We start from the raw sequence: 26,375 nt of genomic DNA, 5'->3' as shown, positions 1-26,375 counted from the left end.
GGCATGGAGAGCTGTACATGAGAATCCTCTGGATTGTGCCCTACCTGCCGTGGCCGACCACCAGCGGCGGCAAGACGCGGCAGTACCATTTGCTGCGCACCTTGAGTGAGCGCGGGCATCGCATCACGCTGCTGGCGCAATCGAAAACGCCGGCCGATGACGCGGCGCATGCGGCCTTGGAGCCGTTACTCGAACGCCTGATCGTCGTTCCACGCCGGCCGCTGAAACATCCGCTGACCCTGCTCGGCGGCCTGTTCGCGCCCTGGCCGCTGTTGACCACGGTCAACGGCCTGTCGGCACCGTTGCAGGCCCAGTTTGCGCAATTGTTGAATGAGCGCTGGGACGTGATTCAGGTAGAACACAGCTACAGCCTGCAGCCGTTTCTGCGCACCTTGCAGCAGCAACGGCGCGAGTTTGTGCTGACCGAGCACAACCTGGAATCGAGCCTCGGCGGCGCCACTTACGACCGTTTCCCCAAGTGGGCCACACCGTTTGTACAGTATGACCAGTGGCGCTGCCGGCAATGGGAACGCAAGGCGTTCGATGCCGCCGCTCATGTGGTCGCCGTGACCGAGGCGGACGCTCAGGCCATGCGGCCGTTGTCGTCGACGCCGGTAAGCGTGGTGGTCAATGGGGTCGACAGCCGCGCCTTTGCCGAGGTCAGCGCCGATGCGCAGAGCCAGCGCCTGTTGTTCGTCGGCAATTACGAGTACGCACCGAACCTGGACGCCGTGCAGTGGCTGCTCGACGAGATCTTCCCCAGGCTCTGGTTGCAGTGCCCGAGCGCACGCCTGGCAGTGGTCGGCTATGGCTTACCCGAACACTGGCGCGAGCGCTGGCCCGATGAACGTATCGAGTGGCTGGGGTTTGTTCCCGACCTGTGTGCCTTGCAACGCCGCTGCGCCGGTTTTGTCGCCCCGTTGCGCCATGGCGGCGGCTCCAAGCTCAAGGTGTTGGAGGCGATGGCCGCCGGCTTGCCGCTGCTGAGCACGGCCCAGGGCGTGTCCGGGTTGGCGGTACAGCCACAGGTACATTACTTGGCCGGCGAAAACGCTGAGGCCCTGGCCGACGCCGTTGTGCGCCTGCTGGATGAACCGGCGCTGGCCGGGCGACTGGCCGATGCGGCACGCGACTACGCGCGGCAATACCACGACTGGGCGGTGGCGGCTAATGAACTGGAGCACCTCTACCGCAGCTTGCTCACCGCCAAGGAGTCTCAGCCATGCGTGTAGCCCTGGACTATCGCCCCGCCACGGTTGCGCCGTCTTCGGGCATCGCCCGCCAGGTCGTGGCCCTGGAAGACGCCCTGCGCGCGCGGGGCAACACCGAGGTGGTGCTGTTCAGCGAAGCGCCCCTGGAGCATCCGCAGCGCCAGACTGCCGTTTGCCCGGCCTGGGCCAGCCCGCTGGACGGCCTGCAACGCCCACAAGTGCGCCTGCGGTTCGAGCGCGGGTTCTTGCCCAGGGCGCTGCACGAGCAGCAGATCGACCTGTACATCGCCACCGCCAATATGGGCTTGCCGTTGTGCCGTAAACCCGCCGGCACCCGCTATGTACTGGTGCTGCATGACCTGTTTCAGTTGACCCACCGCAACTTCCATCGCTCCAAACTCAAGGCCCTGGCCTACCGCCTGATCGACGGGGCCTCGATTGCCTGGTCGGTGTGGCAGGCTGATCGGGTGTGGTGCCCGTCGCAGTTTTCCTGCAATGAAGCCGCGCGCCTGTTCCCCTGGGCACGGGCCAAGTTCCGCGTGCTGAACAACTTGGTGCCCGAATTGAATGCAGCGCCAGAACCGCTGCCCGCCAACCTGCCGGCGCGTTACTGGCTGGTGGTGGGCACGCGGGAGCCGCGCAAGAACATGGAGTTCTTTCTGCGCCAATGGCAGGCCTGCCGTGCGCTGAACCCTGATGTGCCGGACTTGGTTCTGGTGGGCCACGCCAGCGATGTACCGGCGGCACTCGGTGAGCTGCCGGGCCTGCATTGGTGCAGCGGTTTATCGGACGGGCAACTGCAAGCGCTCTACCGTCATGCCGCGTGCCTGTGGCAGCCATCCTATGCCGAAGGCTTTGGCCTGCCGGTGGTGGAAGCCTTGAGTGTCGGCACGCCAGTAGCGGTGGCACGCGGCAGCGCCCTGGATGAAATCGCGCCGCCCGATGCCCCGCGCTTCGCCCCCCATGACGCCGAGCAACTGCACAAGGTCATGCAACAACTGGCCGGCGCCGAGGCCACGCAAGACGGCGAAACACACCGCGCCTGGGCCCGGCAATTTGCCGAACCGGCTTATCGCGCGCGCCTGGACACTTTGCTCAAGGAATTGGACCGCTAATGCTGCCAGGAAAATTCGTCAGTCTGCTGCTGGGCCTGGTGTTCGGCGGGTTGCTGTTGGCCCTGTCGCCGATCAAGGTCATGCTGGTGGTAGCCGGTGTGGCCGTGGCCTTGACCCTGATCCGCTTTCCCCTGTGGGGCTTGCTGATTTTCGCGGTACTGGCCACCAGTATTCCCTACACCACCTTGCAACTGGGCATCCGTACCACCGTCAGCGAGGCGGTGTTGGGGCTGACCTGGGTCGGGGTGTTCTGGCAATCGTTCATCGGCAAGACCCGCGGTTTCATGCTGTGGCGACCGACCGAGCGGGCGCTGATGTGGCTGATGCTGTTCAGCACCATTCCGTTTATCTGGGGCATGCTGATCATCCATGCCGAAGGCAACGGGCCGGTGAACTGGGTGCGCTGGCTGATGAACCTGTCGATGTTGTTTATCGTGCCGCTGTTGCTGCGCACCGACGCCGACCGCGACAAGGTGGTGGTCGCCCTGTTGCTGGGTAACCTGGCGATGCTGCTGCTGTCGATCTTCATGTTCCTGAAGACGCGCAATGCGATGTCGATGATCGATATTCTCACCGACCTCAAATACGCCCACCCGGAAGCGGTGAAGGATATTTTCTCTGCCAACTACACGCGCATGGCCTCGCCCTGGGTGCACCCCAACCTGACCGGTGGCGTGCTGGTGCTGTTTATTCCCCTGGCGCTGTTCTATGGCTGGACCCGCAGCGGCGGGCGTCGGGCCCTGGGCCTGGCGGTGGCGGTGCTGGGGTGTGCCGGCCTGCTGCTGAGTATTTCCCGTGGTGCCATCGTGGCCCTGGCGCTGGTATTGATCTGGCTGGCCTACAAGCGCGTGCCGAACAGCGGACGCATTATCGGTATCGGGGCGGCGTTCGCCGTTGCGCTGGTGATGTTCTATCCGCCGTTGCAGGAGCGCTTGCTGACCATCTTCTCGACCACCAACGCCAGTACCGAAATCCGCTTTGACGAGTACGCCCGGTTCCCCACCGCCATGGCGACCTACCCCCTGGGGATCGGCTTCAAGATCGACCCGCCCGTGCCCGGCTCCAATCTGTTGGGGATCTCCAACCTGTGGCTGAACTTCATCTACAAAGTCGGCATTCCAGGGATGCTGCTGTTTATCACCGTCACCCTGTTGTGGTGGCGCGAAGTGCGCCCCCTGGGCCAGGTGCGCAAAGTCACCGCCGACAATGCGCTGTGGCTGGGGTGCCTCTGTGGTGTGTTGGCGGCACTGCTGACGGGGATTTTCGACCATTATTTCAGCTTCACCTTTGTACTGATCGCGCTGTTCTGGCTGTTGATGGGCATGAGCCTGCAACAGGTGCGTCTGCGCCCCTCCATTACCGCCCCTGTTGCTGCTATTGCGCCAAAGGATAACCAACCATGAAGCACCGGATGATCCACTCCACCGACTTGCGTGACCGCCTCCCCACGCTGGCCGCTGAAATGGGCGTGAGCCTGCCGGACCTGGAAGAGGCGCTGGACTGGTGCCTGGCCAACGACGTGGTATTTGAAGAAGGCGAAGGCGACAACAAGCGCTTCTGGATCAGCTCCATCGATCTGGAAACCGCGATTGAGCACCCGGTGGCGCGCCGCCTGTTCCACCGGATGAAACAGGACCTTGCGGCCCAGCTACTGCCGCGTTACGGCAAAAACTGGGCGACCGTCAAAGACCGGTGGCGCAGTGTCTGGGACATGGCCTACAACATCTTGATCAACAAGATCCCCAGCCACCATGTACGCATCGCCTGGCTGCGCCTGGGTGGCGCGAAGATCGGCAAGGGCTCCAGCTTGTGGCGTAACACCGAGGTGCTGGGCATGCACAATCTGGTGGTCGGCGACGATTCGGTAATCGGTTGGCATTGCCAGGTGGACGCCCGCGCCGGGCTGGTGATCGGTAACCACGTGGCGATCGCCTCCCACGTGCTGATCATCGCCGGCAGTCATGATTTGCAGGCACCAGAGTTCTGGTCGATTTCCGGGCCGATCTACATCGACGACTACGTATGGATCGGCAGCCGGGCATTGATCGGCTACGGCACGCACCTGGGCTATGGTTCAGTGATCAGCGCCAATACCGTGGTGGCCAAGGCAGTAGCCCCCTACAAAATCATTGGCGGTTCCGGGGCCAAAATCATGGGCGAACGTTGCCATGATCTGAACTACAAGGTGGGTGGCAAAGGCCTGTTCACCCTGTTTCACTGATGTTCGGCAGCACGCTCTGGCTGACCATCGCGACCCTCGCAGGGCTGGTCGCCGGTTTCGCCCGCGAATGGCTGCTGGTGGCGGCCTGGGGCGCGGGCAGTCGCAGCGACGGGTTTCTGGTGGCGGTGTTTTTGCCCGAAGCATTGCGCATGACCCTGGCCGCCGGCTTGCTTGCGGCGGCTGCCCTGCCCCTCTATCAACAACGCGACCCACACCGCCAGCAGGCCTGGCTGGCCAGCCTATCCCCACGCCTGCTGGGAGTGGGCCTGGCGCTGTTTGCCGTACTGGCGCTGGGCGCGCCACTGTGGGTGCGCCTGATCGGCCCCGGCCTGGACGTGGCGGCCCATGCCGAAGCCGCCGCTAACTTGCGTTGGCTGGCAGCCTGTGCGCCGGGCCTGGTGATGCATGGGCTGTTCAGTATTCCCTTACAGGCACGCCAACGTTTTGTCCTGCCGGGCCTGGGCTCTTTACTGTTCAATCTGCCACCGGTGCTGTACCTGTTTATCCGTGGCAGCTCCAGCGACAGTGCCGAACTGGCCATGAGCTTTTTTGCCGGCAGTGTGTTGATGTGCCTACCGTTGCTGGTGCCGGTCTGGTCTTTCGGCTGGCGGCCGTGGCAGATCAGCGGCGACCCGCTGGCAGGCCGCGAATTGCTGGGCCGCATCGGCCCGTTGTTGGCCAGCAACGTGGCCAGCCAGGGCCTGGCGCTACTGGAGCGATTGATCGCCAGTTTCCTGGGGGAAGGCGCGGTGACGTGGGTTAACCTCGCACGCAAGCTGATCAACCTGCCATTGATCGCCCTGATGAGCCTCAACCAAGTGCTGCTGGGCATGATGAGCGGCGAACAAGGTCAGCAGCGCCTGGCCCTGCTGCGTCGCGGCCTGGATGCAGCGACCCTGCTGAGCCTGCCTGCGGCCTTCGGCCTGATTGGCGCCAGCCCCACGCTGATCCATCTGCTGATGCCCGCCCAGAGCGTCGATGGCCCACTGCCGGCGCTGCTGGCCTGGTTCGCCACGCCTCTGGTGTTTGGCGCCTGGAACGCGATGCTCGCTCGCTATGCCTATGCCAGCGGCGACACGCGCCTGCCGCTCAATTGCGAACTGCTGGGCAGCCTGGTCAACGCCGCCTTGCTGGTGGTGCTGCCCTATTGTATCGGCCTGCCGGGGATCGCCTTGGCGGCGTTGGGTGGCGTCGTGGTGACGAACTTGTTGCTGATGCACCGCCAGCAACTGCTCGGCCAACTGGGCTGGCCATTGCAGTGGGGCTTGAGCGGGGTGCTGTTGGGTGTGGCGGCGCTGGCCCTGCACCCCTTGCACAACGATGGGTGGCAGTTGGGGTTGAGTAGCCTGGCCGGCGCGCTGGTGTTGGTGGGGTTGGGGCTTTGGCTCAAGCCGTGGAAAGCCTGAGGCCGGTTCCCACCAGAACGGTGGGAGGGGACCTGTTCAATCTTCCAGCGGCTTGGGGGCTTTGTTGCCGGGCTTGGCGGGCTTGGTGCCCTTGGCCGCAGCCGCTGGCGCGGCTGGAACAGGCTCCGGCTCCGCAGGTGCGGCAAGCTCCTTTTCCGCCTGAGGCATCTGGTCAATGGCGCTGAAGAACTCCTTCAGGTCAAGGCTGTCCGGTGGCACGGTTTTTTCGAGTTTCTTCTCACCGTCCTTGCCGATCAGAATCACCTTGGTGCCGCTGCCGACGCCGAGCTTGAGGGCGCGGATCAGCGCGTTGGTTTCAGGCGGCGTGAGCTTTTTGCTGTCCTTTGGGTCCTTGGCGAACTTCTCTCCTTCAGCGCCAATGCTGCCGAACTTCACGGTATAGAACACCATGCTGCGCTCTTCGAAGGACTGCTTGGTGGCAGCCTCTTCCAGTTGTTTCTTCAGCGTTGCCAGTGTCGGGTTTCCAGCATCAAGCTCCACGACCACCAGGGGGCGCGTCTTGCCCAACTCCTGCTTGAGCGGATTATCATCAGCGGCCAACAACGGCCCCGTAAAAGCCATCAAGGTAGCCAGGGTCAGCGACCGGATGAGCATGCGCACCTCCTTTGAATTCCATGCAGGGTTCTTGAGTTTCATGTCTGCGACAGCCAAATTCAAGGATGATTCCTACACCACCTTGAGAAGCGTAGGTCAGGAAGCCCGCTACGCAAGGGCTTGGACAGTGGCCTGGTCATTGTTTCTTCCGGTTACGAGACCTTCCACTGCGGCCAATGCCGGGCAAAAACGGGGGCCACGACAGGGTCGGCGTCTACCCGCTCCAGGCTCTGCGCAAAGCCCGGCGCCAGGTTGCCGAGCACCTCGCGCGCATCGTCCCAACGCGATACCGCCGCCGCCATGATGCCCAGTGCATTCGGCGCGTTGCTGGGTGTAAACAGTTGGCCGGCAAACTGATCGGCAAACACGACCCAGGCCTGATGCAGGTAGCGCCGTGTGCCGCTGACCAGTTGTGCTTGCTGCGCCTCATCGGCATTGCCCAACCAGCGTTGCGGGTAGTCGATGATGCCGATCGCCGAATAGCAGTTGGCGGCGATGTACAGCAAGCCGCGCAGGATCTGCGTACGATCGCCGGCCAGCAACTCGGCCTTGGGATACTCCAGGCCGAGGTGGATCAGGATCGCGGCGCTTTCGGTCAGTACCTGGCCATTTGGAGTGACCAGGGTGGGGATCTGCTTGAGTGGATTGATACGTGCAAGGGCGTCGCTACCCTCGCCGTCCTGCCAGGAACTGGCCTGCACGCGATGCCACGGCACTGCGCAGCGCTGCAGGGCGATTTCGATCATGCAGGATCCGGATTCGTCGGTGCCGTAAAGGGTGTACATGGGCGTTTCCTCCTGAGCGATGGGCAATATTGAGCCTGTGGTGATTACCTAGAATAGCCCCATCTGCCCGCCTACCAGGGTACCGAAATCGTCATTCACGAACGGCAGGATTGCGTCAGCCACGGGCTGCAATTGGCGCGTGACGTAGTGGTCGTAGTCGATGGGCGCCTGCCGCACTTCCAGCGGTTCCGGGCCGTTGACGCTGATCACGTAGCTGATCCAGCCACCGCGCTGGTACTGGCGCGGGCGGCCCAGGCGATCGTTGTACTCGTCCGCCAGGCGCGCGGCGCGTACGTGGGGCGGGACGTTGCGTTCGTAGTCGTGCAAGGGCCGGCGCAGGCGTTTGCGGTAGATCAGCAACTCATCGAATTCGCCGCTCAAGGTACGCCGCACGTAATCGCGTATGTAGTCTTGATGGGGTTGGCGATGGAAGATGCGTTGGTAGAGTTCCTGCTGGAATTGCCGGGCCAGGGGCGACCAGTCGCTGCGCACGGTTTCCAGGCCTTTGTAGACCATTTCTTCGCCGCCATCTTCGCGCACGACCAGGCCCGCATAGCGCTTTTTGCTGCCCTCCTCGGCGCCACGAATGGTCGGCATCAGGAAGCGGCTGAAGTGGGTTTCGTATTGCAGCTCCAGGGCGCTTTGCAGGCCGTACTCGTTGCTCAGGTGCGCGCGCCACCAGTCGTTGACGTGCTGCACCAGCGCCAGGCCGATGCGATTGGCGTCCTGCGCAGAGTGCGCGCTGCCCAGCCAGACGAAGGTGGAGTCGGTGTCACCGTAAATCACCTCGTACCCTTGGGCCTCAACCAGCGCGCGGGTCTGGCGCATGATCTGGTGCCCCCGCAGGGTGATCGAGGATGCCAGCCGGGTGTCGAAGAACCGGCAGCCGCTGGAGCCGAGCACACCGTAAAAGGCGTTCATGATGATCTTCAGTGCCTGGGACAACGGCGCATTGCGCTCGCGCTTGGCCTCTTCGCGGCCTTCGGACACCCGGGTGACGATGGACGGCAGGCAATGCCGGGTGCGGGAGAAGCGTGCGCCGCGAAAGCCTTCCACCGAGTCGCTGTCGTCAGGATGTTTGAGGCCTTCGATCAAGCCGACCGGGTCGATGAGGAAACTGCGGATGATCGATGGGTAAAGGCTTTTGTAGTCCAGCACCAGCACCGATTCATAGAGGCCCGGGCGCGAGTCCATGACAAACCCGCCGGGGCTGGCTTGGGGCGGTTTGTCACCCAGGTTCGGCGCGACGAAACCCTGGCGGTGCATCAACGGCATGTACAGGTGGGTGAAGGCGGCCACCGAGCCGCCGTTACGGTCGGCCGGCAACCCGGTGACGCTGGCGCGTTCGAGCAAGAACTTGAGCAGCTCGGTCTTCTCGAAAATCCGCGTGACCAGTTCGCAGTCCTTGAGGTTGTAGCGCGCCAGGGCGGGTTTGTCCTCGGCGAACATGCGGTTGATTTCGTCCATGCGCTGGTACGGCGTGGAGATGTCCTTGCCTTCGCCAAGCAGGGTTTGCGCGACGTTTTCAAGGCTGAAGGATTCAAAACTCCAAGTGGCCGAGCGCAACGCTTCGATACCGTCGATGATCAACCGCCCCGCCGCCGCCGCAAAGTAGTGATTGCGGCTGCCATGTTCGCGCCAGGCCATGGTTTCACCGCCACGCCCCAGCAACAGCGGCACGTTCAGGCGCTGGGCGTGTTCGTGGAGTACGCGCAGGTCGAACTGCACCACATTCCAGCCGATGATCGCGTCGGGGTCGAAAGTGGCCAGCCATTGGTTGAGGCGCTCGAGCAGTTGAGCACGGGTGTCGCAATAGTCGAGCTTGAAATCCACCGCGTCGGTTTTGTTCGGCGGGCCGAGCATGTACACCTGGCGCTCGCCGCAGCCTTCGAGGGCGATGGAATAGAGATCGCCCTGGGCGGTGGTCTCGATATCCAGGGACACCAGCTTCAAGGGCGGGCGATAGTCGGGGGCAGGCTTCATCTGCGCGTCGAGCACGGTGCCGCTTGCATCAGCGGTGCCCCCGAACCAGACGGGAGCGGTGATAAAACGCTCCATCATGTAGCGCTCCGGCGGGCGCACGTCACCTTCGTAGACATCGACTCCGGCAGCGCGCAGGCGCTTCTCGATATCCATCAACTGGCGGTGCTGGCGCGCATAGAGGCCCAGAACCGGGCGGTGATGAAAGTCGCATAGCTGCAAGGGGCGCAACTCGAGATCACGTTCACCCTTGAGCAGCCAATCGAGCGGCTTGCGGTGGGCTTGCGGGATGAACACCACCGAGGTCTGCACGGGTAGGCGAATGCACCGTGGCCCTTGGTCGGTGGCCAGCCAGAAGCTGACCTCGGTACCCGCCGGGGTATCGCGCCAATGCCGGGTCAGGACAAACCCCTGCTGTAAATCCACCGTACCGCACCTCAAGAATCGCGTTCAGGGCGTGATTCTACTCGGCATCCGGGCCAAGGCGTCGGGTAAACGCACATCTAGCGCGCAATATCATAAAAAGGATGTCATCGCTTTTTAGGATAAGAATGCGCTGGCAATATCAAATGGCTATATAGGAAGATAGCGCGATTCAAGAAAAGGATTTCGCGCATGTCGTTCGTCCCCCGCCGTCTGGCCCTGACTATTTCGTTGATTGTTTCCGGCGCCTCGCTTTCTCCTGCCAGCCTTGCTCAAGCATTCATCGATACCCCAACCAATACCCCGCTCACCGTGGGCAGTGGCTATTTTTACAATCCCAGTTTGTGGGTGACCAAGACCGGCAGCATCACCACCCATACGACCGCCGTCAGCGTTCGCCAAAACCTGCCTGATTGGCAACGCAATGTCTTCATTCAAAATGACGGCTCGATCAGTGCCGATAAATTAGACGCGATCAGCCTGGGCGCTGCGACCGATGTGCGCATCGACAACACCGGGGTAATCTCGGGCGCCCGGCATGCAATCTCAGGCGAACAACTCAATTTGCTGAGCAATAATGGCACGCTTACCGGACGTGACGGCGCTGGGGTTTCGATAACGGGTGATGCCACGGTTTACAACGACGGCACGATCACTGGCGCACGAGAAGGACGCCTGGAGAATATCGACGGCGATGGCCTACGCATAGGAGGCATTGCCCACATCGAAAACTCTGGCGTTATCCGGGCATTGGGCGCCAGTGGAGCGGACAATAATGGCCGAGCCAACACCAGCGATGGGGTATCGATTGGCGGTGGCTACCTGTTTAACGGCGGCAGGTTTGATCCTTCCACAGGCATTCCACGTACCGGCTCAATCACAGGTACCAACAATGGCCTCTTAGTCAGTGATGGCCATGATGGGCCGGCAACCGGCGCAACGGAGCTGAGAAATTTCGTCGACCTGCGTGGGCTTGATGGCTATGGCGCACGCTTTATCGGTAATTTCGACGACCGGGTATTCAACGGTGCCCTGATCAGCGGGAGTAATGGTGTAGCCCTGGACATGGGGGGCGGCAACGACACCTTGACGCTGTACCCCGGCGCCCGTTTTGAGGGGTTAGTTGACGGCGGCGCAGGGCATAACACCATGATTCTGGAGGGCTACCAATATTATCCTTCAGATACGCGTGAACCCGACGGGACGGTCGAGGCGACGCGCAATTTTGACGTACTACAAGTGAGTCGCGGCTACTGGGTACTCAATGGTCGCGGCGATTTCAGCGAAGGCGCACGCCTCTCTGCCAATGGTCACTTAAACAACCAGGGCAACATCGCTGGTGACGTGATCGTCGACCAAGGCGCGACTTACCGGGGCCGAGGCTCAGTCAACAATCTTACCGTCAGCGGGAGATTGATCACGGATACCGTTGTCGGCGCTCCTCAGGTCAACGGCAACCTGATCATGAAGCCAGGCTCTGCATTCGAGTTCGCTACTTATCCCGACGGCAGTGCTGCGACCACCCATGTGGTCGGCAATGCCAGCCTCAACGGTGCCTATTTGTGGCCGCAGCCGGGTTACTCGATGGACTATCCCTGGCACAGCACGTACACGGTCCTGCAAGCAGGCAGCATCACGGGGACCTTTGATGACTCCAACCTGCGCAGCTACTACGCCTTCCTGACGCCAACACTCAGCTACGACAATAACCGGGTGAACCTGAGCTACACACGCAACGATGTCGAGTTCATCGATTACGCCCGTACCCGTAACGCCGCCCACGCAGTCAACAGCATCGAGTCCATCACGTGGCGCCACTGGAGCAACTGGGATGGCAGTTTCCCCCCGCCCTCCATGATGCGAAACCCCAACCCGCTCTACGACGCGCTGCTGGCCACCTCGGAGACTACGGCCAGCGCCGCGCTCGAGGCCCTGGCAGGCAGCAGCAACGCCAACCTCGCCAGTGCCACACTGGCGGCCAGCAGCCAGGTGGCCACGTCCATGCTGTCGGCCATGCGCCAGATGAGCAGCAGTTCAAGCTTGCTCGTCGGGCTTGATCCAGTACAAACACCTGAGCTGGCCATAAGTGGCATCCCCAGCAGTGCCCGCAACTTGAATGATCCAAACGCGCGAGGCCGCGTGTGGCTGCAAGGTATCGGCAGCTACGGCAAGCTTGATGGTCAACACGGCAATGCGTCTTCACAGCAACGCACACAAGGCAGTCTGCTGGGTATTGACTGGTCCTTGTCGCCTCTCTGGCGCCTGGGTGTACTGGGCGGCTATTCGAAGACCGATATGGACAGCCACAACGTCGATAATTCATTGCGCAGCTGGCACGCGGGGGCATATGCCGTACGCCAGGATGGCCCAGTTGCGTTGCGCCTGGGGGCTGCGTACAGCCAGCACAGGGGTAACAACAAGCGCACAGTGGAATTCGCAGGTTTCAGCGAGCGCCCCAAGGGTGATTACGATGCCAATAGCCAGCAAGCCTTTGCCGAGATGGGTTACATGCTGGGTAACGGCCGATTGAATATCGAACCCTTCGCCAACCTCGGCTATCAGCGCTATCACCGCGACAACTACCGCGAGAAAGGCGGCGATGCTTCACTCAAGGTGGATGCACAAACCCAGGACAATGTCAGCAGTACCTTCGGGGTGCGCCTGGCTCATCTGAGCCAACTGGACAATGGCATCAGCCTGACCCCGCAGGCCAGCTTCGGCTGGCGGCACCTCTATGGCAATGTCGACAGTAAGACTCGGCAGGCTTTTTTGATTGGCGGCGACGCGTTCAATATTGAAGGCAGCGCACTGGACCGCGACGGCTTGATGGTTGAAGTGGGGTTGGCGGTGGGTTTGTCTGCGCAGCAGAACCTGAGTGTCGGTTATAACGGCGAGCTGGGTAGCAATAGCCGCAATCATGCGGTGGTCGGCCAGTGGCAGATGAGTTTCTAAAGCAATCGAATGCACGCTGGCGTGAAGCCGGGCATCAACCATGATGCCCGTTCGGGTCAGGCTTGATTCAGATAGCTTTCGATATTGCTCATTTGTTCGTCCCAGCCACGGGAGTTCATCTTGAAGGCTTTCTGGCGCCGCGCTTCGGGGATCTGGTCAAAACCGGACTCGACGACCCGCAAGAGGATGCCTGGAGCGCGATCCTCAATCGTGAACTCCACCAGCGTCGGTGTTTCCTTGTCGTAGTCGACGCCCTCTTCCACTGCAAAAGGATGCCACCAGAAAGAAAACAGCGTTTGGGGCAGGATGCGTTCGATCCTGGCCTTCCACACGACATGTTCGTAACCTGGGTAGGTAATTGGCGCTTCGATGGTTTCTCCGGCCACAAAGGTTTTACCTTTAAGCGCGATACCGAACCAGTTACCAAATTGCTCGGCCTGCGTGAGTGCCTCCCAGACCTGTTTACGTGATGCGCTGAGCAGCACCTTGCGTTCGATGCGATCTAATACGTGCATGAGTCACCTCCTTCACTGAACACTAGGCGACATCAACCAATGCGCAACCTTGCGTTGTGCGCGATGATGATGACCCCCTCCTTGCCTGGCCATAGGTTATGACTGACCCACTGAATGGAAGTTGCTTGTGCAAAGGTGTGCGCTACCAAGTCGACAGCCTGGACATGCCCATCAGCCACTGCCACTGCGAAAGCTGCCGCAAGGCACACGCGGCCGCGTTTGTTGCCACGGCCGGGGTGATGCGTGAGCATTTTCGCTGGACGCAGGGTGAGGAGTTGCTGTCGTCCTTTGAATCTTCGCCGGGCAAATTCAGGCATTTCTGCTCGCGTTGCGGCGCGCATCTGATTGCTGAACGTGGGCATCAGCCCCACGTGATCGTGCGGGTGGCGACGCTAGATGATGATCCGGGCGTCAGGCCCACCTCGCATATCTGGACGGCCCATGAAGTGCCTTGGCTGGCCTATGACGGCGTAGCGCGCTGGGACGAGTGGAAGGTCTGAGTCAAACCCGTGGATCACCCGGTGCCTTGGCCGGCGCCGCATATTGCGGCTTGAGGTGGCCTTCCTGGTCGAGCAGCCAGGCATCCATGATCTGGCGCACCACAGGCCCGGCTACACGGCCGCCGGCCTCACCGTTTTCGATCATAACTGAAATCACGATTTTCGGATGTTCGGCCGGCGCGAAGCCGACGAACAAGGCGTTATCGCGATGCCGCTCCAAGGTCTTGTTGCGGTTGTAGCGCTCACCCTGTTTGATCGCCACCACCTGGGCGGTGCCACTCTTGCCGGCGATGCGGTATTGCGCGCCTTGCGCTGCCGCTCGGGCGATACCGCGGGGATCGTGCATCACCAATTGCATGCCGTGGTTGACCTGCTCCCAGTCACGCGGGTCCTTGAGCACCACGTTGGGCATTGGGTGCTCATCTACAGGCGCCACGCCATTGATGGTCTTGGCCAGGTGCGGGCGGTTCCATACACCTTTGTTGGCAATCAATGCTGTGGCCTGGGCCAATTGCAGTGGCGTCACCTGCATATAGCCTTGGCCAATGCCGAGGATCACGGTTTCGCCTGGGAACCACGGCTGGCGACGGGTCGCACGCTTCCAGGCTTGGGATGGCATCAGGCCGGCAGACTCTTCGAACATATCCAGGGACACTTTCTGGCCCAGGCCGAACTCGGCCAGATAGTCGTGCAGGCGGTCGATCCCGAGCTTATGGGCCAGGTCGTAGAAGTAAGTGTCGTTGGAACGCATGATGGCCGCGTCCATGTCCACCCAGCCGTCACCGCTGTGGTTCCAGTTGCGGTATTTGTGGTCAAAGTCTGGCAACTGATAGTAACCCGGGTCGAACACTCGGGTTTGTGGGGTAACGACACCGCTGTCGAGACCGGCAATGGCCACTTCCGGCTTGATGGTTGAACCTGGCGCGTAGAGCCCGCGTAGCACGCGGTTGAACAGCGGCCGGTCAATGGAGTCGTGCAGCGCGGCGTACTCCTTGAAGCTGATGCCGGTGACGAACAGGTTCGGATCGAAACTCGGTTTACTGACCATAGCCAGTACTTCACCGGTTTGCGGGTCCAGGGCGACCACTGAACCGCGACGGTCGCCCAAGGCCTCTTCGGCGGCTTCCTGTAGCTTGACGTCGAGGCTCAGGACGATGTTTTTGCCAGGGATCGGATCGGTGTGCTTGAGCACGCGCAGCACACGGCCCTGTGCGTTGGTCTCGACCTCTTCATAACCGACATGGCCATGCAGTTCTGACTCGTAAAAGCGCTCGATTCCGGTTTTGCCGATGGATTGGGTACCGCGGTACTCCACCGAATCCAGGGTCTTGGATTCTTTTTCGTTGATGCGGCCGACGTAGCCGATGGAGTGGGCAAAGTGCGCGCCCAGGGGGTAGTGGCGAACGAATTGTGGCTCGACGTCCACACCAGGTAGACGGAACTCGTTAACGGCCAAAACGGCGATCTGCTCTTCGGTCAATTCGTAGAACAACGTGACGGGAACAAACGGGTGACGGGCCTGCTTGAGCGCCTTATCAAACACCGCACGGTCTTCGGCAGGCAGGTGCAACAGATTGACGATTTCGTCCAGCTCACCCTTGAGGTCGGCGGTGCGCTCACGGGTGATGGTCAGGTTATAACTAGGGCGGTTGTCGGCCAGCACCACGCCATTACGGTCATAGATCAAGCCGCGAGTCGGTGTGATAGGCAGTACGTGGACCCGGTTGTTCTCCGAAATTGTGGAGTGGTAGTCGTACTGCACCACCTGCAGGAAATACATGCGCCCTACCAGCGCACAGGTGATCCCAATCACCAGCACCGCACAGGCGAGCAAGCGCTTGTTGACCAGGCGGTTTTCTTTTTCGTGATCTTTGATAGGTATCGGTTCAGGCATTTCTACAGCATCTCGTTGGAAAAGGTCGACGCCGCATCCTGCGGATAAGGATCAATCCTTGTGAAAATGTGCTGCACCATAGCAAAAATGCAGAAACACTTTGTATCGAATTCCCTCAACGGCAGCTTATTTAATGTTGCCAGAAGCGCTGGAATTTTCGAGCGCCCAAAACAAAACCCCAACTGCTTTCGCAATTGGGGTTTCGGAATTTAATCTTGACGATGACCTACTCTCACATGGGGAAACCCCACACTACCATCGGCGATGCATCGTTTCACTGCTGAGTTCGGGATGGGATCAGGTGGTTCCAATGCTCTATGGTCGTCAAGAAATTCGGGTACTGAGTCGTGACCAGTTGGTCTCGCTTCAGCAAATTGGGTATGTGATAGATCGTGGTGTTTGTGAGCGTCGAACTTTCGGTTCATTGCGTCTTCACACACCGCAATCTGGTCTCTCTCGAGTTCGCAAATTGCTTGGGTGTTATATGGTCAAGCCTCACGGGCAATTAGTATTGGTTAGCTCAACGCCTCACAGCGCTTACACACCCAACCTATCAACGTCGTAGTCTTCGACGGCCCTTCAGGGAACTCAAGGTTCCAGTGAGATCTCATCTTGAGGCTAGTTTCCCGCTTAGATGCTTTCAGCGGTTATCTATTCCGAACATAGCTACCCGGCAATGCCACTGGCGTGACAACCGGAACACCAGAGGTTCGTCCACTCCGGTCCTCTCGTACTAGGAGCAGCCCCTCTCAAATCTCAAACGTCCACGGCAGATAGGGACCGAACTGTCTCACGACGTTCTAAACCCAGCTCGCGTACCACTTTAAATGGCGAACAGCCATACCCTTGGGACCGGCTTCAGCCCCAGGATGTGATGAGCCGACATCGAGGTGCCAAACACCGCCGTCGATATGAACTCTTGGGCGGTATCAGCCTGTTATCCCCGGAGTACCTTTTATCCGTTGAGCGATGGCCCTTCCATACAGAACCACCGGATCACTAAGACCTACTTTCGTACCTGCTCGACGTGTCTGTCTCGCAGTCAAGCGCGCTTTTGCCTTTATACTCTACGACCGATTTCCGACCGGTCTGAGCGCACCTTCGTACTCCTCCGTTACTCTTTAGGAGGAGACCGCCCCAGTCAAACTACCCACCATACACTGTCCTCGATCCGGATAACGGACCTGAGTTAGAACCTCAAAGTTGCCAGGGTGGTATTTCAAGGATGGCTCCACGCAGACTGGCGTCCACGCTTCAAAGCCTCCCACCTATCCTACACAAGCAAATTCAAAGTCCAGTGCAAAGCTATAGTAAAGGTTCACGGGGTCTTTCCGTCTAGCCGCGGATACACTGCATCTTCACAGCGATTTCAATTTCACTGAGTCTCGGGTGGAGACAGCGCCGCCATCGTTACGCCATTCGTGCAGGTCGGAACTTACCCGACAAGGAATTTCGCTACCTTAGGACCGTTATAGTTACGGCCGCCGTTTACCGGGGCTTCGATCAAGAGCTTCGCGTTAGCTAACCCCATCAATTAACCTTCCGGCACCGGGCAGGCGTCACACCCTATACGTCCACTTTCGTGTTTGCAGAGTGCTGTGTTTTTAATAAACAGTCGCAGCGGCCTGGTATCTTCGACCGGCATGAGCTTACGGAGCAAGTCCTTCACCCTCACCGGCGCACCTTCTCCCGAAGTTACGGTGCCATTTTGCCTAGTTCCTTCACCCGAGTTCTCTCAAGCGCCTTGGTATTCTCTACCCAACCACCTGTGTCGGTTTGGGGTACGGTTCCTGGTTACCTGAAGCTTAGAAGCTTTTCTTGGAAGCATGGCATCAACCACTTCGTTACCTGAAAGGTAACTCGTCATCAGCTCTCGGCCTTGGAATCCCGGATTTACCTAAGATTCCAGCCTACCACCTTAAACTTGGACAACCAACGCCAAGCTGGCCTAGCCTTCTCCGTCCCTCCATCGCAATAACCAGAAGTACAGGAATATTAACCTGTTTTCCATCGACTACGCTTTTCAGCCTCGCCTTAGGGACCGACTAACCCTGCGTCGATTAACGTTGCGCAGGAAACCTTGGTCTTTCGGCGTGGGTGTTTTTCACACCCATTATCGTTACTCATGTCAGCATTCGCACTTCTGATACCTCCAGCAAGCTTCTCAACTCACCTTCACAGGCTTACAGAACGCTCCTCTACCGCATCACTTACGTGATACCCGTAGCTTCGGTGTATGGTTTGAGCCCCGTTACATCTTCCGCGCAGGCCGACTCGACTAGTGAGCTATTACGCTTTCTTTAAAGGGTGGCTGCTTCTAAGCCAACCTCCTAGCTGTCTAAGCCTTCCCACATCGTTTCCCACTTAACCATAACTTTGGGACCTTAGCTGACGGTCTGGGTTGTTTCCCTTTTCACGACGGACGTTAGCACCCGCCGTGTGTCTCCCATGCTCGGCACTTGTAGGTATTCGGAGTTTGCATCGGTTTGGTAAGTCGGGATGACCCCCTAGCCGAAACAGTGCTCTACCCCCTACAGTGATACATGAGGCGCTACCTAAATAGCTTTCGAGGAGAACCAGCTATCTCCGAGCTTGATTAGCCTTTCACTCCGATCCACAGGTCATCCGCTAACTTTTCAACGGTAGTCGGTTCGGTCCTCCAGTTAGTGTTACCCAACCTTCAACCTGCCCATGGATAGATCGCCCGGTTTCGGGTCTATTCCCAGCGACTAGACGCCCTATTAAGACTCGCTTTCGCTACGCCTCCCCTATTCGGTTAAGCTCGCCACTGAAAATAAGTCGCTGACCCATTATACAAAAGGTACGCAGTCACCCAACAAAGTGGGCTCCCACTGCTTGTACGCATACGGTTTCAGGATCTATTTCACTCCCCTCTCCGGGGTTCTTTTCGCCTTTCCCTCACGGTACTAGTTCACTATCGGTCAGTCAGTAGTATTTAGCCTTGGAGGATGGTCCCCCCATATTCAGACAAAGTTTCTCGTGCTCCGTCCTACTCGATTTCATGACTAAGAGATTTTCGCGTACAGGGCTATCACCCACTATGGCCGCACTTTCCAGAGCGTTCCGCTAATCTCAAAGCCACTTAAGGGCTAGTCCCCGTTCGCTCGCCACTACTAAGGGAATCTCGGTTGATTTCTTTTCCTCAGGGTACTTAGATGTTTCAGTTCCCCTGGTTCGCTTCTTGCACCTATGTATTCAGTACAAGATAACCATCTTATGATGGCTGGGTTCCCCCATTCAGACATCTCCGGATCAAAGTCTGTTTGCCGACTCCCCGAAGCTTTTCGCAGGCTACCACGTCTTTCATCGCCTCTGACTGCCAAGGCATCCACCGTATGCGCTTCTTCACTTGACCATATAACCCCAAGCAATCTGGTTATACTGTGAAGACGACATTCGCCGAAAATTCGAATTTCTCAATTAAGAGAACTCACAAATTTTACCTTAGCCTGATCCGTTACCAGTGAAAGTAACGTTCAGTCTATCTTTCTATCACATACCCAAATTTTTAAAGAACGATCTAATCAAAGACTAGAAATCAATATTCGCTTCAGAATATTCATTTCTAAACTCTAACAGCAGAAGCAGTTAATGGTGGAGCCAAACGGGATCGAACCGTTGACCTCCTGCGTGCAAGGCAGGCGCTCTCCCAGCTGAGCTATGGCCCCATAACAAAATTGGTGGGTCTGGGCAGATTCGAACTGCCGACCTCACCCTTATCAGGGGTGCGCTCTAACCAACTGAGCTACAGACCCAATTTCGAGCGCGTAACTGATTAGCTAAGAGCTATCAGCTTGGAGCTTAAAGCTGCTTCTATCGTCTTCTTCAATGAATCAAGCAATTCGTGTGGGAACTTATGGAGCAGCTGATGTCGTCGATTAAGGAGGTGATCCAGCCGCAGGTTCCCCTACGGCTACCTTGTTACGACTTCACCCCAGTCATGAATCACACCGTGGTAACCGTCCTCCCGAAGGTTAGACTAGCTACTTCTGGTGCAACCCACTCCCATGGTGTGACGGGCGGTGTGTACAAGGCCCGGGAACGTATTCACCGCGACATTCTGATTCGCGATTACTAGCGATTCCGACTTCACGCAGTCGAGTTGCAGACTGCGATCCGGACTACGATCGGTTTTATGGGATTAGCTCCACCTCGCGGCTTGGCAACCCTCTGTACCGACCATTGTAGCACGTGTGTAGCCCAGGCCGTAAGGGCCATGATGACTTGACGTCATCCCCACCTTCCTCCGGTTTGTCACCGGCAGTCTCCTTAGAGTGCCCACCATGACGTGCTGGTAACTAAGGACAAGGGTTGCGCTCGTTACGGGACTTAACCCAACATCTCACGACACGAGCTGACGACAGCCATGCAGCACCTGTCTCAATGTTCCCGAAGGCACCAATCTATCTCTAGAAAGTTCATTGGATGTCAAGGCCTGGTAAGGTTCTTCGCGTTGCTTCGAATTAAACCACATGCTCCACCGCTTGTGCGGGCCCCCGTCAATTCATTTGAGTTTTAACCTTGCGGCCGTACTCCCCAGGCGGTCAACTTAATGCGTTAGCTGCGCCACTAAAAGCTCAAGGCTTCCAACGGCTAGTTGACATCGTTTACGGCGTGGACTACCAGGGTATCTAATCCTGTTTGCTCCCCACGCTTTCGCACCTCAGTGTCAGTATTAGTCCAGGTGGTCGCCTTCGCCACTGGTGTTCCTTCCTATATCTACGCATTTCACCGCTACACAGGAAATTCCACCACCCTCTACCATACTCTAGTCAGTCAGTTTTGAATGCAGTTCCCAGGTTGAGCCCGGGGATTTCACATCCAACTTAACAAACCACCTACGCGCGCTTTACGCCCAGTAATTCCGATTAACGCTTGCACCCTCTGTATTACCGCGGCTGCTGGCACAGAGTTAGCCGGTGCTTATTCTGTCGGTAACGTCAAAATTGCAGAGTATTAATCTACAACCCTTCCTCCCAACTTAAAGTGCTTTACAATCCGAAGACCTTCTTCACACACGCGGCATGGCTGGATCAGGCTTTCGCCCATTGTCCAATATTCCCCACTGCTGCCTCCCGTAGGAGTCTGGACCGTGTCTCAGTTCCAGTGTGACTGATCATCCTCTCAGACCAGTTACGGATCGTCGCCTTGGTGAGCCATTACCTCACCAACTAGCTAATCCGACCTAGGCTCATCTGATAGCGCAAGGCCCGAAGGTCCCCTGCTTTCTCCCGTAGGACGTATGCGGTATTAGCGTCCGTTTCCGAACGTTATCCCCCACTACCAGGCAGATTCCTAGGCATTACTCACCCGTCCGCCGCTCTCAAGAGAAGCAAGCTTCTCTCTACCGCTCGACTTGCATGTGTTAGGCCTGCCGCCAGCGTTCAATCTGAGCCATGATCAAACTCTTCAGTTCAAACATCTTTGGGTTTTTAAGAAACCCTAAACTTGGCTCAGCAATCGTTGGTTACATCTTTGATTTCTCGCGGAGTAACTTGTGATGCTGATAATCTTGTTGACTATCAGTCTGACTCCACAAGCACCCACACGAATTGCTTGATTCAGTTGTTAAAGAGCGGTTGGTTAAGATCTTTCGTCTCAACCGAGGCGCGCATTCTACAGCAGCCTCACTTGCTGTCAAGTGGTTATTTTCAGAAGTTTTCGAAGATTTCTTCAACAACTTCAACCACTTGCGCTTGCGATCTCTCGTAAGCGGGAGGCGAATTCTACAGCGTTACACGCTGCTGTCAACACCTCTTTTTCAACTTCCTTTTGGCTTCGATGAACTGAAGCAACTTGCTGTCGAGAACTGCGTAACTCATTGTTTACCAAGGAGTTTTCCGTTTCGACTGCGCCGGAAGTGGGGCGAATTATAGGCTTCCAGAATCTGCCGTCAACCCAATTATTCGGTTTTTCTATCAAAAACCTCGAAAAACCGATGCTTCCACTATATAGATAGCTACGAGTCAGCATTTGAGCAATATATTGCTCATTCATTGACAGTTAAGCATCATAGCGCCACGTATTTATCGATCATGACTTCGGAAGAACTCCCGCAATGACCACCCCTCCTCGCAGCCTGGCATCCGCATTGTTTCCGATCGGCCTGCTATTGATCGCCATGGCGTCCATCCAATCCGGTGCGTCATTGGCCAAAAGCATGTTTCCTATTGTTGGCGCACAAGGCACCACTGCTCTGCGTTTGATTTTCGCCAGTGTGATCATGCTGGTGCTATTACGCCCATGGCGCGCCACGCTGACGGCCAAGTCCTTGCGCACGGTGATCATTTACGGGATGGCGCTGGGCGGCATGAACTTCCTCTTCTATATGTCCCTTCGTACCGTACCGCTGGGGATTGCAGTAGCACTCGAATTCACAGGCCCGCTTGCCGTCGCTATCTATGCCTCGCGCAGAGCTGTCGACTTCCTGTGGATTGCCCTGGCGATCATCGGCCTGCTGCTGTTAATTCCGATGGGCGAGGCCAGTAGCGGTATCGACTGGGTCGGCGCGGCTTACGCACTGGGCGCAGGCGGATGCTGGGCCCTCTATATTTTATTCGGCCAAAAGGCTGGGAACGACAATGGTGTTCAGACCGCTGCACTCGGCGTGATGATTGCGGCCCTGTTCGTCGCACCGATCGGCATCGTGCATGCGGGCGCCGCGCTGCTGACGCCCGCCCTGATCCCTGTCGCCATTGGCGTCGCAATTCTGTCCACCGCCTTGCCCTACACCTTGGAGATGGTCGCACTGACTCGCCTTCCCGCTCGCACATTCGGCACGTTGATGAGTATCGAACCGGCGTTCGGCGCCCTCTCCGGCCTGTTCTTTCTGCATGAGCATTTATCCCTGGCCCAATGGCTGGCCATCACCTGCATTATCCTGGCTAGCGTAGGCGCGACGTTGACGATGCGCAACGAATCCAAACCACTGGTGCCTGCCGACTGATCATCTTTAAAGCCAGCTCTGGTATTTGCCGCTCATTTAGGCCATGTTTAGGCCGTAACCGAATGTCATTCATGGAGAATTTCGACACGGACAGCATGAACGCTTCGCTCGAGAGCGAGTAAAGCGGCTCTGTTCTTTTGCAGGGCGGCTATTAAGGATGGGAATGAAACGAATTTTGATACTGTTGCTGGTTGTGGGCATCGCTGGCTGTGCTGCAACCACAAAAACAGAAGTGAAACGGGGAAAAAAAGGGCTGCATATCAACTGTTCAGGCCTGTCCTCCTCCTGGGACCAGTGCTACACCAGTGCAGCCAACTCATGCGGTGCCAAGGGCTACCGGGTGATAGCCAAATCCGGCGACAACTCCGAAGAGCCTGGGGACTATCCTTTCGGCCTCAACCCAGCTGGCTATACCAGCCGCAGTATGATCGTCATTTGCAAATAGCTGCCCGAGCAGTCTTTCCTGACTGCTCATCTTAAATTCAGGCCAGTTGCGGCACGAAGGCTAAACTCCTGCTCGACCATCGAGCCAATGGAGTTCCCATGCCGCACAACAAGAAAATCGTATTAGTAGTGGGTGCCGGTGACGCGACCGGCGGCGCCATAGCCAAACGCTTTGCCCGCGAAGGCTACATCGCCTGCGTCACCCGTCGCAGCGCCGACAAACTGCAGCCCCTGGTAGACAGCATTCAGTTGGCGGGCGGTGAAGCCCATGGTTTTGCCTGTGATGCACGTAAAGAAGAGGACGTGATCGCACTGGTCGAGCAAATCGAAACCGAGTTGGGGCCTATTGAAGCGTTCGTCTTCAACATCGGCGCCAATGTGCCTTGCAGCATTCTGGAAGAAACCGCACGCAAGTACTTCAAGATCTGGGAGATGGCGTGCTTCTCCGGCTTCCTGAACGCACGGGAAGTCGCCAAGCGCATGGTCACGCGTAACCGCGGCACTATCCTGTTCACCGGAGCCACCGCCGGCTTACGCGGAAGCGCGGGGTTTGCTGCCTTCGCTGGCGCCAAGCATGGGATACGCGCCCTGGCACAAAGCATGGCGCGGGAGTTAGGCCCGATGAACATCCATGTCGCCCATGTGGTGGTGGACGGTGCCATCGATACCGACTTCATTCGCGAGAACTTCCCGCAAAAATACGCCCTCAAGGATCAGGACGCCCTCCTCAACCCTGACCATATTGCCGACAACTACTGGTTCCTGCATCGCCAGCCACGGGACGCCTGGACGTTCGAACTGGACCTGCGCCCCTGGAATGAAACCTGGTGACTCCCTCTATAACAATAAGCAGTGAGTACAGACCATGAGTAAAACCCTGGAGTTCTTCTTTGATCTCGGCAGCCCCGCCACTTACCTGGCCTATACCCAGTTGCCGGCGCTGTGCGCTAAAACCGGCGCACAGGTGGTGTATCAACCGATGCTGTTGGGCGGTGTATTCAAGGCCACGGGCAATGCCTCGCCGATCATGGTGCCCGCCAAGGGGCGCTATATGCTCGATGACCTGGCGCGTTACGCCAAACGCTACAACGTGCCGCTCAGGTTCAACCCGCACTTTCCCATCAATACCTTGGTGCTGATGCGCGCCGTCACCGGCATTCAAATCCACCAGCCTGAGCGCTTCCTCGACTTCATCGACTGCCTGTTCCGCGCACTCTGGGTGGAAGGCCGTCACCTGGGCGACCCAGAGGTCGTGGCCAATGTGCTCACCGAACAGGGGTTCGATCCCGAGCAGGTACTGGCCCTGTCCAATGATGCAGCCGTCAAGGACGCTCTCAAGGACAAAACCGAACAAGCCATTAAGCGCGGCGTGTTCGGCGCTCCCAGTTTCTTTGTAGGAAACCAGCTGTTCTTCGGCCAGGACCGCCTGGACTTTGTGCGTGAAGCCCTCAGCTAGGTGTTGATTGCAGCCGGCAATGCCTTGGCTGCAACCGATCAAATCGCCGCAGTGCGCACCTGCAACCATTCAAGCGCTGCACCATTGAGCAGCGGGCTCAAACGCTCACGCACCTGGGCGTGATACGCGTTGAACCATTCGCGCTCATCCGCCGTGAGCAACGACGGCTCCAGGCAGCGGGTATCAATTGGGCACAGGGTCAGGGTTTCGAACTTGAGGAATTCGCCAAACTCGGTCTTGCCCGCTTCACGGTTCAACACCAGGTTCTCAATGCGCACGCCCCAACGGCCAGGGCGATAAGTACCCGGTTCAATTGAAGTAATCATCCCTGGCTGCATCGCCGTTTGTGGCGCCGCGGCAGCCTGATAGGCAATGACCTGCGGACCTTCATGTACGTTGAGGAAATAACCCACGCCGTGGCCTGTGCCGTGACCGTAGTCCACGCCTTCTGCCCATATCGGCGCACGGGCAATGGCATCCAGCAACGGTGAAAGAATGCCCTTGGGGAACTGCGCACGGGACAGAGCAATCACACCCTTGAGCACCCGCGTGCAATCGCGTTTCTGCTCCTCACTCGGTGTACCGATAGGCACCATCCGCGTGATGTCCGTGGTTCCGCCCAGGTATTGGCCGCCCGAGTCGATCAACAGCAAGCCATCACCTTCGATCAGCGCATGCTCTTCTTCGGTGGCGTGGTAATGCGGCATCGCGCCGTTGGCGTTGAAGGCGGCAATGGTGTTGAAACTTAGCGATACATAGCCTGGGCGGCGAGTACGTGCAGCGGTCAGGTGTTCGTCAATCGTCAGTTCGGTAATGCGCTCGCGACCCAGGGCGCTGTCGAGCCAGGCAAAGAATTCGCACAGCGCCGCACCATCCTGCTCCATGGCTTGGCGGATATGTTCCGCATCCGCCAGGCTCTTGCGGGATTTAGCCAGTGTGGTGGGGTTGAGGCCTTCAACCAGCTTGACGCCCGCGTCGAGGTTTTCCAGCAAGCCGGCGGTGACGCGGGCAGGGTCTACTTGCAAACTTGCGCCCGCCGGTACCGCTCGCAGCGCTTGCGCCACCTCGCTGTAATCACGCAGGGTCACGCCATCCTGCTCAAGCACCGCCCGCAGTTGCGCATCGACCTTGCCCAACGCCACAAACAAAGTGGCCTGTTGCTGATTGATCAAGGCAAAGGACACAAACACCGGATTGAACGACACATCAGCGCCGCGCAGGTTGAATAGCCAGGCGATGTCATCCAGCGTCGCGATGAAATGCCAATCGGCGCCCTTGTCTTTCAAACTGGCACGCAAGGCGGCCAGTTTCTCGCCACGACTGACGGTGGCTTGGGGCGGCAGATGCTGATAGATCGGCTGGTTCGGCAACGCTGGGCGGTCTTGCCAGACTTCATCGAGCACATCGATATCGGTACGCAGACGCGCGCCACGCTCGGCCAATTTGCCACCCAGGGTACGTGCCGAGGCCACGGCCATGACCGCACCGTCCACCGCCACCACGCCACCCTCAGGGGTTTGCTCGGCCAGCCACTCCAGCGGCCCGGGCTGACCCGGTTGCAGCTTCACCAGCTCGATACCGCTGCCCTTGAGCTCCTTGGTCGCCTGTTCCCAATAACGGCTATCCGCCCAGACCCCGGCGAACTCCGCCGTGACGATCAGAGTGCCCACCGAGCCATGAAAACCGGACAACCACTGGCGCCCTTGCCAGTAACCCGGCAAATATTCGGACAAATGCGGGTCCGCCGATGGCACCAGCAAGGCATGAATGCCTTCGCGGCGCATCAGTTCACGGGTGTGCGCCAGGCGCTGGGGAACCGTTCCATGGGTCAAAGGCTGCGTACTCATTGTGTCTCCTGCTAACCACTAATAATTGTTATGTACTGCGATGA

At 58.5% G+C, this 26,375-nt stretch carries 17 protein-coding genes, 2 tRNA genes and 3 rRNA genes; 11 read left to right on the top strand and 11 right to left on the bottom strand.

Annotation, left to right across the window (positions count from 1 at the left end; translation table 11 throughout):
- Positions 1 to 17 precede the first annotated feature (17 nt).
- Genes GH769_RS06060 through GH769_RS06040 form a run of 5 tightly spaced genes read left to right on the top strand, consistent with a single transcriptional unit; the run spans position 18 to position 5,953 of the window.
- Positions 18 to 1,232 carry a glycosyltransferase family 4 protein gene (locus GH769_RS06060; protein ID WP_032903760.1) on the top strand — a complete coding sequence of 405 codons (1,215 nt, stop codon included), beginning with the start codon at positions 18 to 20 and terminating at the stop codon, positions 1,230 to 1,232.
- Complete coding sequence (locus tag GH769_RS06055; protein WP_032903758.1) at positions 1,223 to 2,326, top strand: glycosyltransferase family 1 protein; 1,104 nt, start codon at positions 1,223 to 1,225, stop codon at positions 2,324 to 2,326. Before GH769_RS06060 ends, GH769_RS06055 begins: the two co-directional genes overlap by 10 nt.
- Positions 2,326 to 3,729, top strand: coding sequence for an O-antigen ligase (locus tag GH769_RS06050; RefSeq protein ID WP_153649495.1), 1,404 nt, complete (start codon positions 2,326 to 2,328; stop codon positions 3,727 to 3,729). The genes GH769_RS06055 and GH769_RS06050 overlap by 1 nt, the downstream gene beginning before the upstream one ends.
- On the top strand, positions 3,726 to 4,547 hold the full coding sequence (locus GH769_RS06045) for an acyltransferase (protein WP_014717831.1): 822 nt from the start codon (positions 3,726 to 3,728) through the stop codon (positions 4,545 to 4,547). Before GH769_RS06050 ends, GH769_RS06045 begins: the two co-directional genes overlap by 4 nt.
- A complete protein-coding gene (locus tag GH769_RS06040; RefSeq protein WP_032903756.1) occupies positions 4,547 to 5,953 on the top strand; it encodes a lipid II flippase MurJ in 1,407 nt (468 codons plus the stop codon). Before GH769_RS06045 ends, GH769_RS06040 begins: the two co-directional genes overlap by 1 nt.
- Positions 5,954 to 5,989: 36 nt before the next feature.
- On the opposite strand, the gene GH769_RS06035 is transcribed toward GH769_RS06040, so the two are convergent.
- The 3 genes from GH769_RS06035 to GH769_RS06025 form a co-directional block, all read right to left on the bottom strand.
- Positions 5,990 to 6,568, bottom strand: a complete 579-nt coding sequence (locus GH769_RS06035) for a DUF4174 domain-containing protein (RefSeq protein ID WP_019818734.1) — start codon at positions 6,566 to 6,568, stop codon at positions 5,990 to 5,992.
- 152 nt (positions 6,569 to 6,720) lie between these two features.
- Positions 6,721 to 7,353: a glutathione S-transferase N-terminal domain-containing protein gene (locus GH769_RS06030; protein WP_032903754.1), complete on the bottom strand. Its 633-nt coding sequence runs from the start codon at positions 7,351 to 7,353 to the stop codon at positions 6,721 to 6,723.
- Between the two features lie 48 nt (positions 7,354 to 7,401).
- Positions 7,402 to 9,759, bottom strand: coding sequence for a DNA polymerase II (locus tag GH769_RS06025; RefSeq protein WP_032903753.1), 2,358 nt, complete (start codon positions 9,757 to 9,759; stop codon positions 7,402 to 7,404).
- A 189-nt stretch (positions 9,760 to 9,948) separates the two neighbouring features.
- On the opposite strand from GH769_RS06025, the gene GH769_RS06020 reads away from it, so the two are divergent.
- Complete coding sequence (locus GH769_RS06020) at positions 9,949 to 12,708, top strand: autotransporter domain-containing protein (RefSeq protein ID WP_032903752.1); 2,760 nt, start codon at positions 9,949 to 9,951, stop codon at positions 12,706 to 12,708.
- A gap of 56 nt (positions 12,709 to 12,764) precedes the next feature.
- Here the strand turns inward: GH769_RS06020 and GH769_RS06015 are convergent, their stop codons facing one another.
- On the bottom strand, positions 12,765 to 13,223 hold the full coding sequence (locus GH769_RS06015; RefSeq protein WP_019818740.1) for an SRPBCC family protein: 459 nt from the start codon (positions 13,221 to 13,223) through the stop codon (positions 12,765 to 12,767).
- A gap of 98 nt (positions 13,224 to 13,321) precedes the next feature.
- On the opposite strand from GH769_RS06015, the gene GH769_RS06010 reads away from it, so the two are divergent.
- Positions 13,322 to 13,723 (top strand): GFA family protein, encoded by a 402-nt coding sequence (locus GH769_RS06010; RefSeq protein WP_003190187.1) that lies wholly within the window; start codon positions 13,322 to 13,324, stop codon positions 13,721 to 13,723.
- 1 nt (position 13,724) lies between these two features.
- Here the strand turns inward: GH769_RS06010 and mrdA are convergent, their stop codons facing one another.
- The 6 genes from mrdA to GH769_RS05980 form a co-directional block, all read right to left on the bottom strand.
- On the bottom strand, positions 13,725 to 15,617 hold the full coding sequence (gene mrdA, locus GH769_RS06005) for a penicillin-binding protein 2 (RefSeq protein WP_014717825.1): 1,893 nt from the start codon (positions 15,615 to 15,617) through the stop codon (positions 13,725 to 13,727).
- Positions 15,618 to 15,830: 213 nt separating this feature from the next.
- Positions 15,831 to 15,946, bottom strand: a 5S ribosomal RNA gene (gene rrf / locus GH769_RS06000).
- 155 nt (positions 15,947 to 16,101) lie between these two features.
- Positions 16,102 to 18,993, bottom strand: a 23S ribosomal RNA gene (locus GH769_RS05995).
- A gap of 237 nt (positions 18,994 to 19,230) precedes the next feature.
- A tRNA-Ala gene (locus GH769_RS05990) sits at positions 19,231 to 19,306 on the bottom strand.
- 10 nt (positions 19,307 to 19,316) lie between these two features.
- Positions 19,317 to 19,393, bottom strand: a tRNA-Ile gene (locus tag GH769_RS05985).
- Positions 19,394 to 19,517: 124 nt separating this feature from the next.
- A 16S ribosomal RNA gene (locus tag GH769_RS05980) occupies positions 19,518 to 21,054 on the bottom strand.
- The 16S, 23S and 5S rRNA genes sit together here with 2 tRNA genes alongside, the layout of an rRNA operon.
- Before the next feature lie 642 nt (positions 21,055 to 21,696).
- Between GH769_RS05980 and rhtA the strand changes: the two genes are divergently transcribed.
- The 4 genes from rhtA (at position 21,697) to GH769_RS05960 (ending at position 24,484) form a co-directional block, all read left to right on the top strand.
- Complete coding sequence (gene rhtA, locus GH769_RS05975; protein ID WP_014717824.1) at positions 21,697 to 22,584, top strand: threonine/homoserine exporter RhtA; 888 nt, start codon at positions 21,697 to 21,699, stop codon at positions 22,582 to 22,584.
- A 163-nt stretch (positions 22,585 to 22,747) separates the two neighbouring features.
- Entirely contained in the window at positions 22,748 to 23,029 is a 282-nt protein-coding gene (locus GH769_RS05970) for a hypothetical protein (RefSeq protein ID WP_003190182.1), read from the top strand.
- A 98-nt stretch (positions 23,030 to 23,127) separates the two neighbouring features.
- Positions 23,128 to 23,859, top strand: coding sequence for an SDR family oxidoreductase (locus tag GH769_RS05965; RefSeq protein WP_014717823.1), 732 nt, complete (start codon positions 23,128 to 23,130; stop codon positions 23,857 to 23,859).
- A 34-nt stretch (positions 23,860 to 23,893) separates the two neighbouring features.
- Positions 23,894 to 24,484 carry a 2-hydroxychromene-2-carboxylate isomerase gene (locus GH769_RS05960; protein WP_032901924.1) on the top strand — a complete coding sequence of 197 codons (591 nt, stop codon included), beginning with the start codon at positions 23,894 to 23,896 and terminating at the stop codon, positions 24,482 to 24,484.
- A gap of 38 nt (positions 24,485 to 24,522) precedes the next feature.
- Here GH769_RS05960 and GH769_RS05955 read toward each other — a convergent pair whose 3' ends face one another.
- A complete protein-coding gene (locus GH769_RS05955; RefSeq protein ID WP_032901925.1) occupies positions 24,523 to 26,331 on the bottom strand; it encodes an aminopeptidase P family protein in 1,809 nt (602 codons plus the stop codon).
- Between the last annotated feature and the right edge of the window lie 44 nt (positions 26,332 to 26,375).

The organism is Pseudomonas sp. CFSAN084952 (genome assembly GCF_009648855.1).
Taxonomy (GTDB): domain Bacteria; phylum Pseudomonadota; class Gammaproteobacteria; order Pseudomonadales; family Pseudomonadaceae; genus Aquipseudomonas; species Aquipseudomonas paracarnis.
Note: the sequence above shows the minus strand (reverse complement) of the source record. Positions and strands in the feature narration are given on the sequence as shown.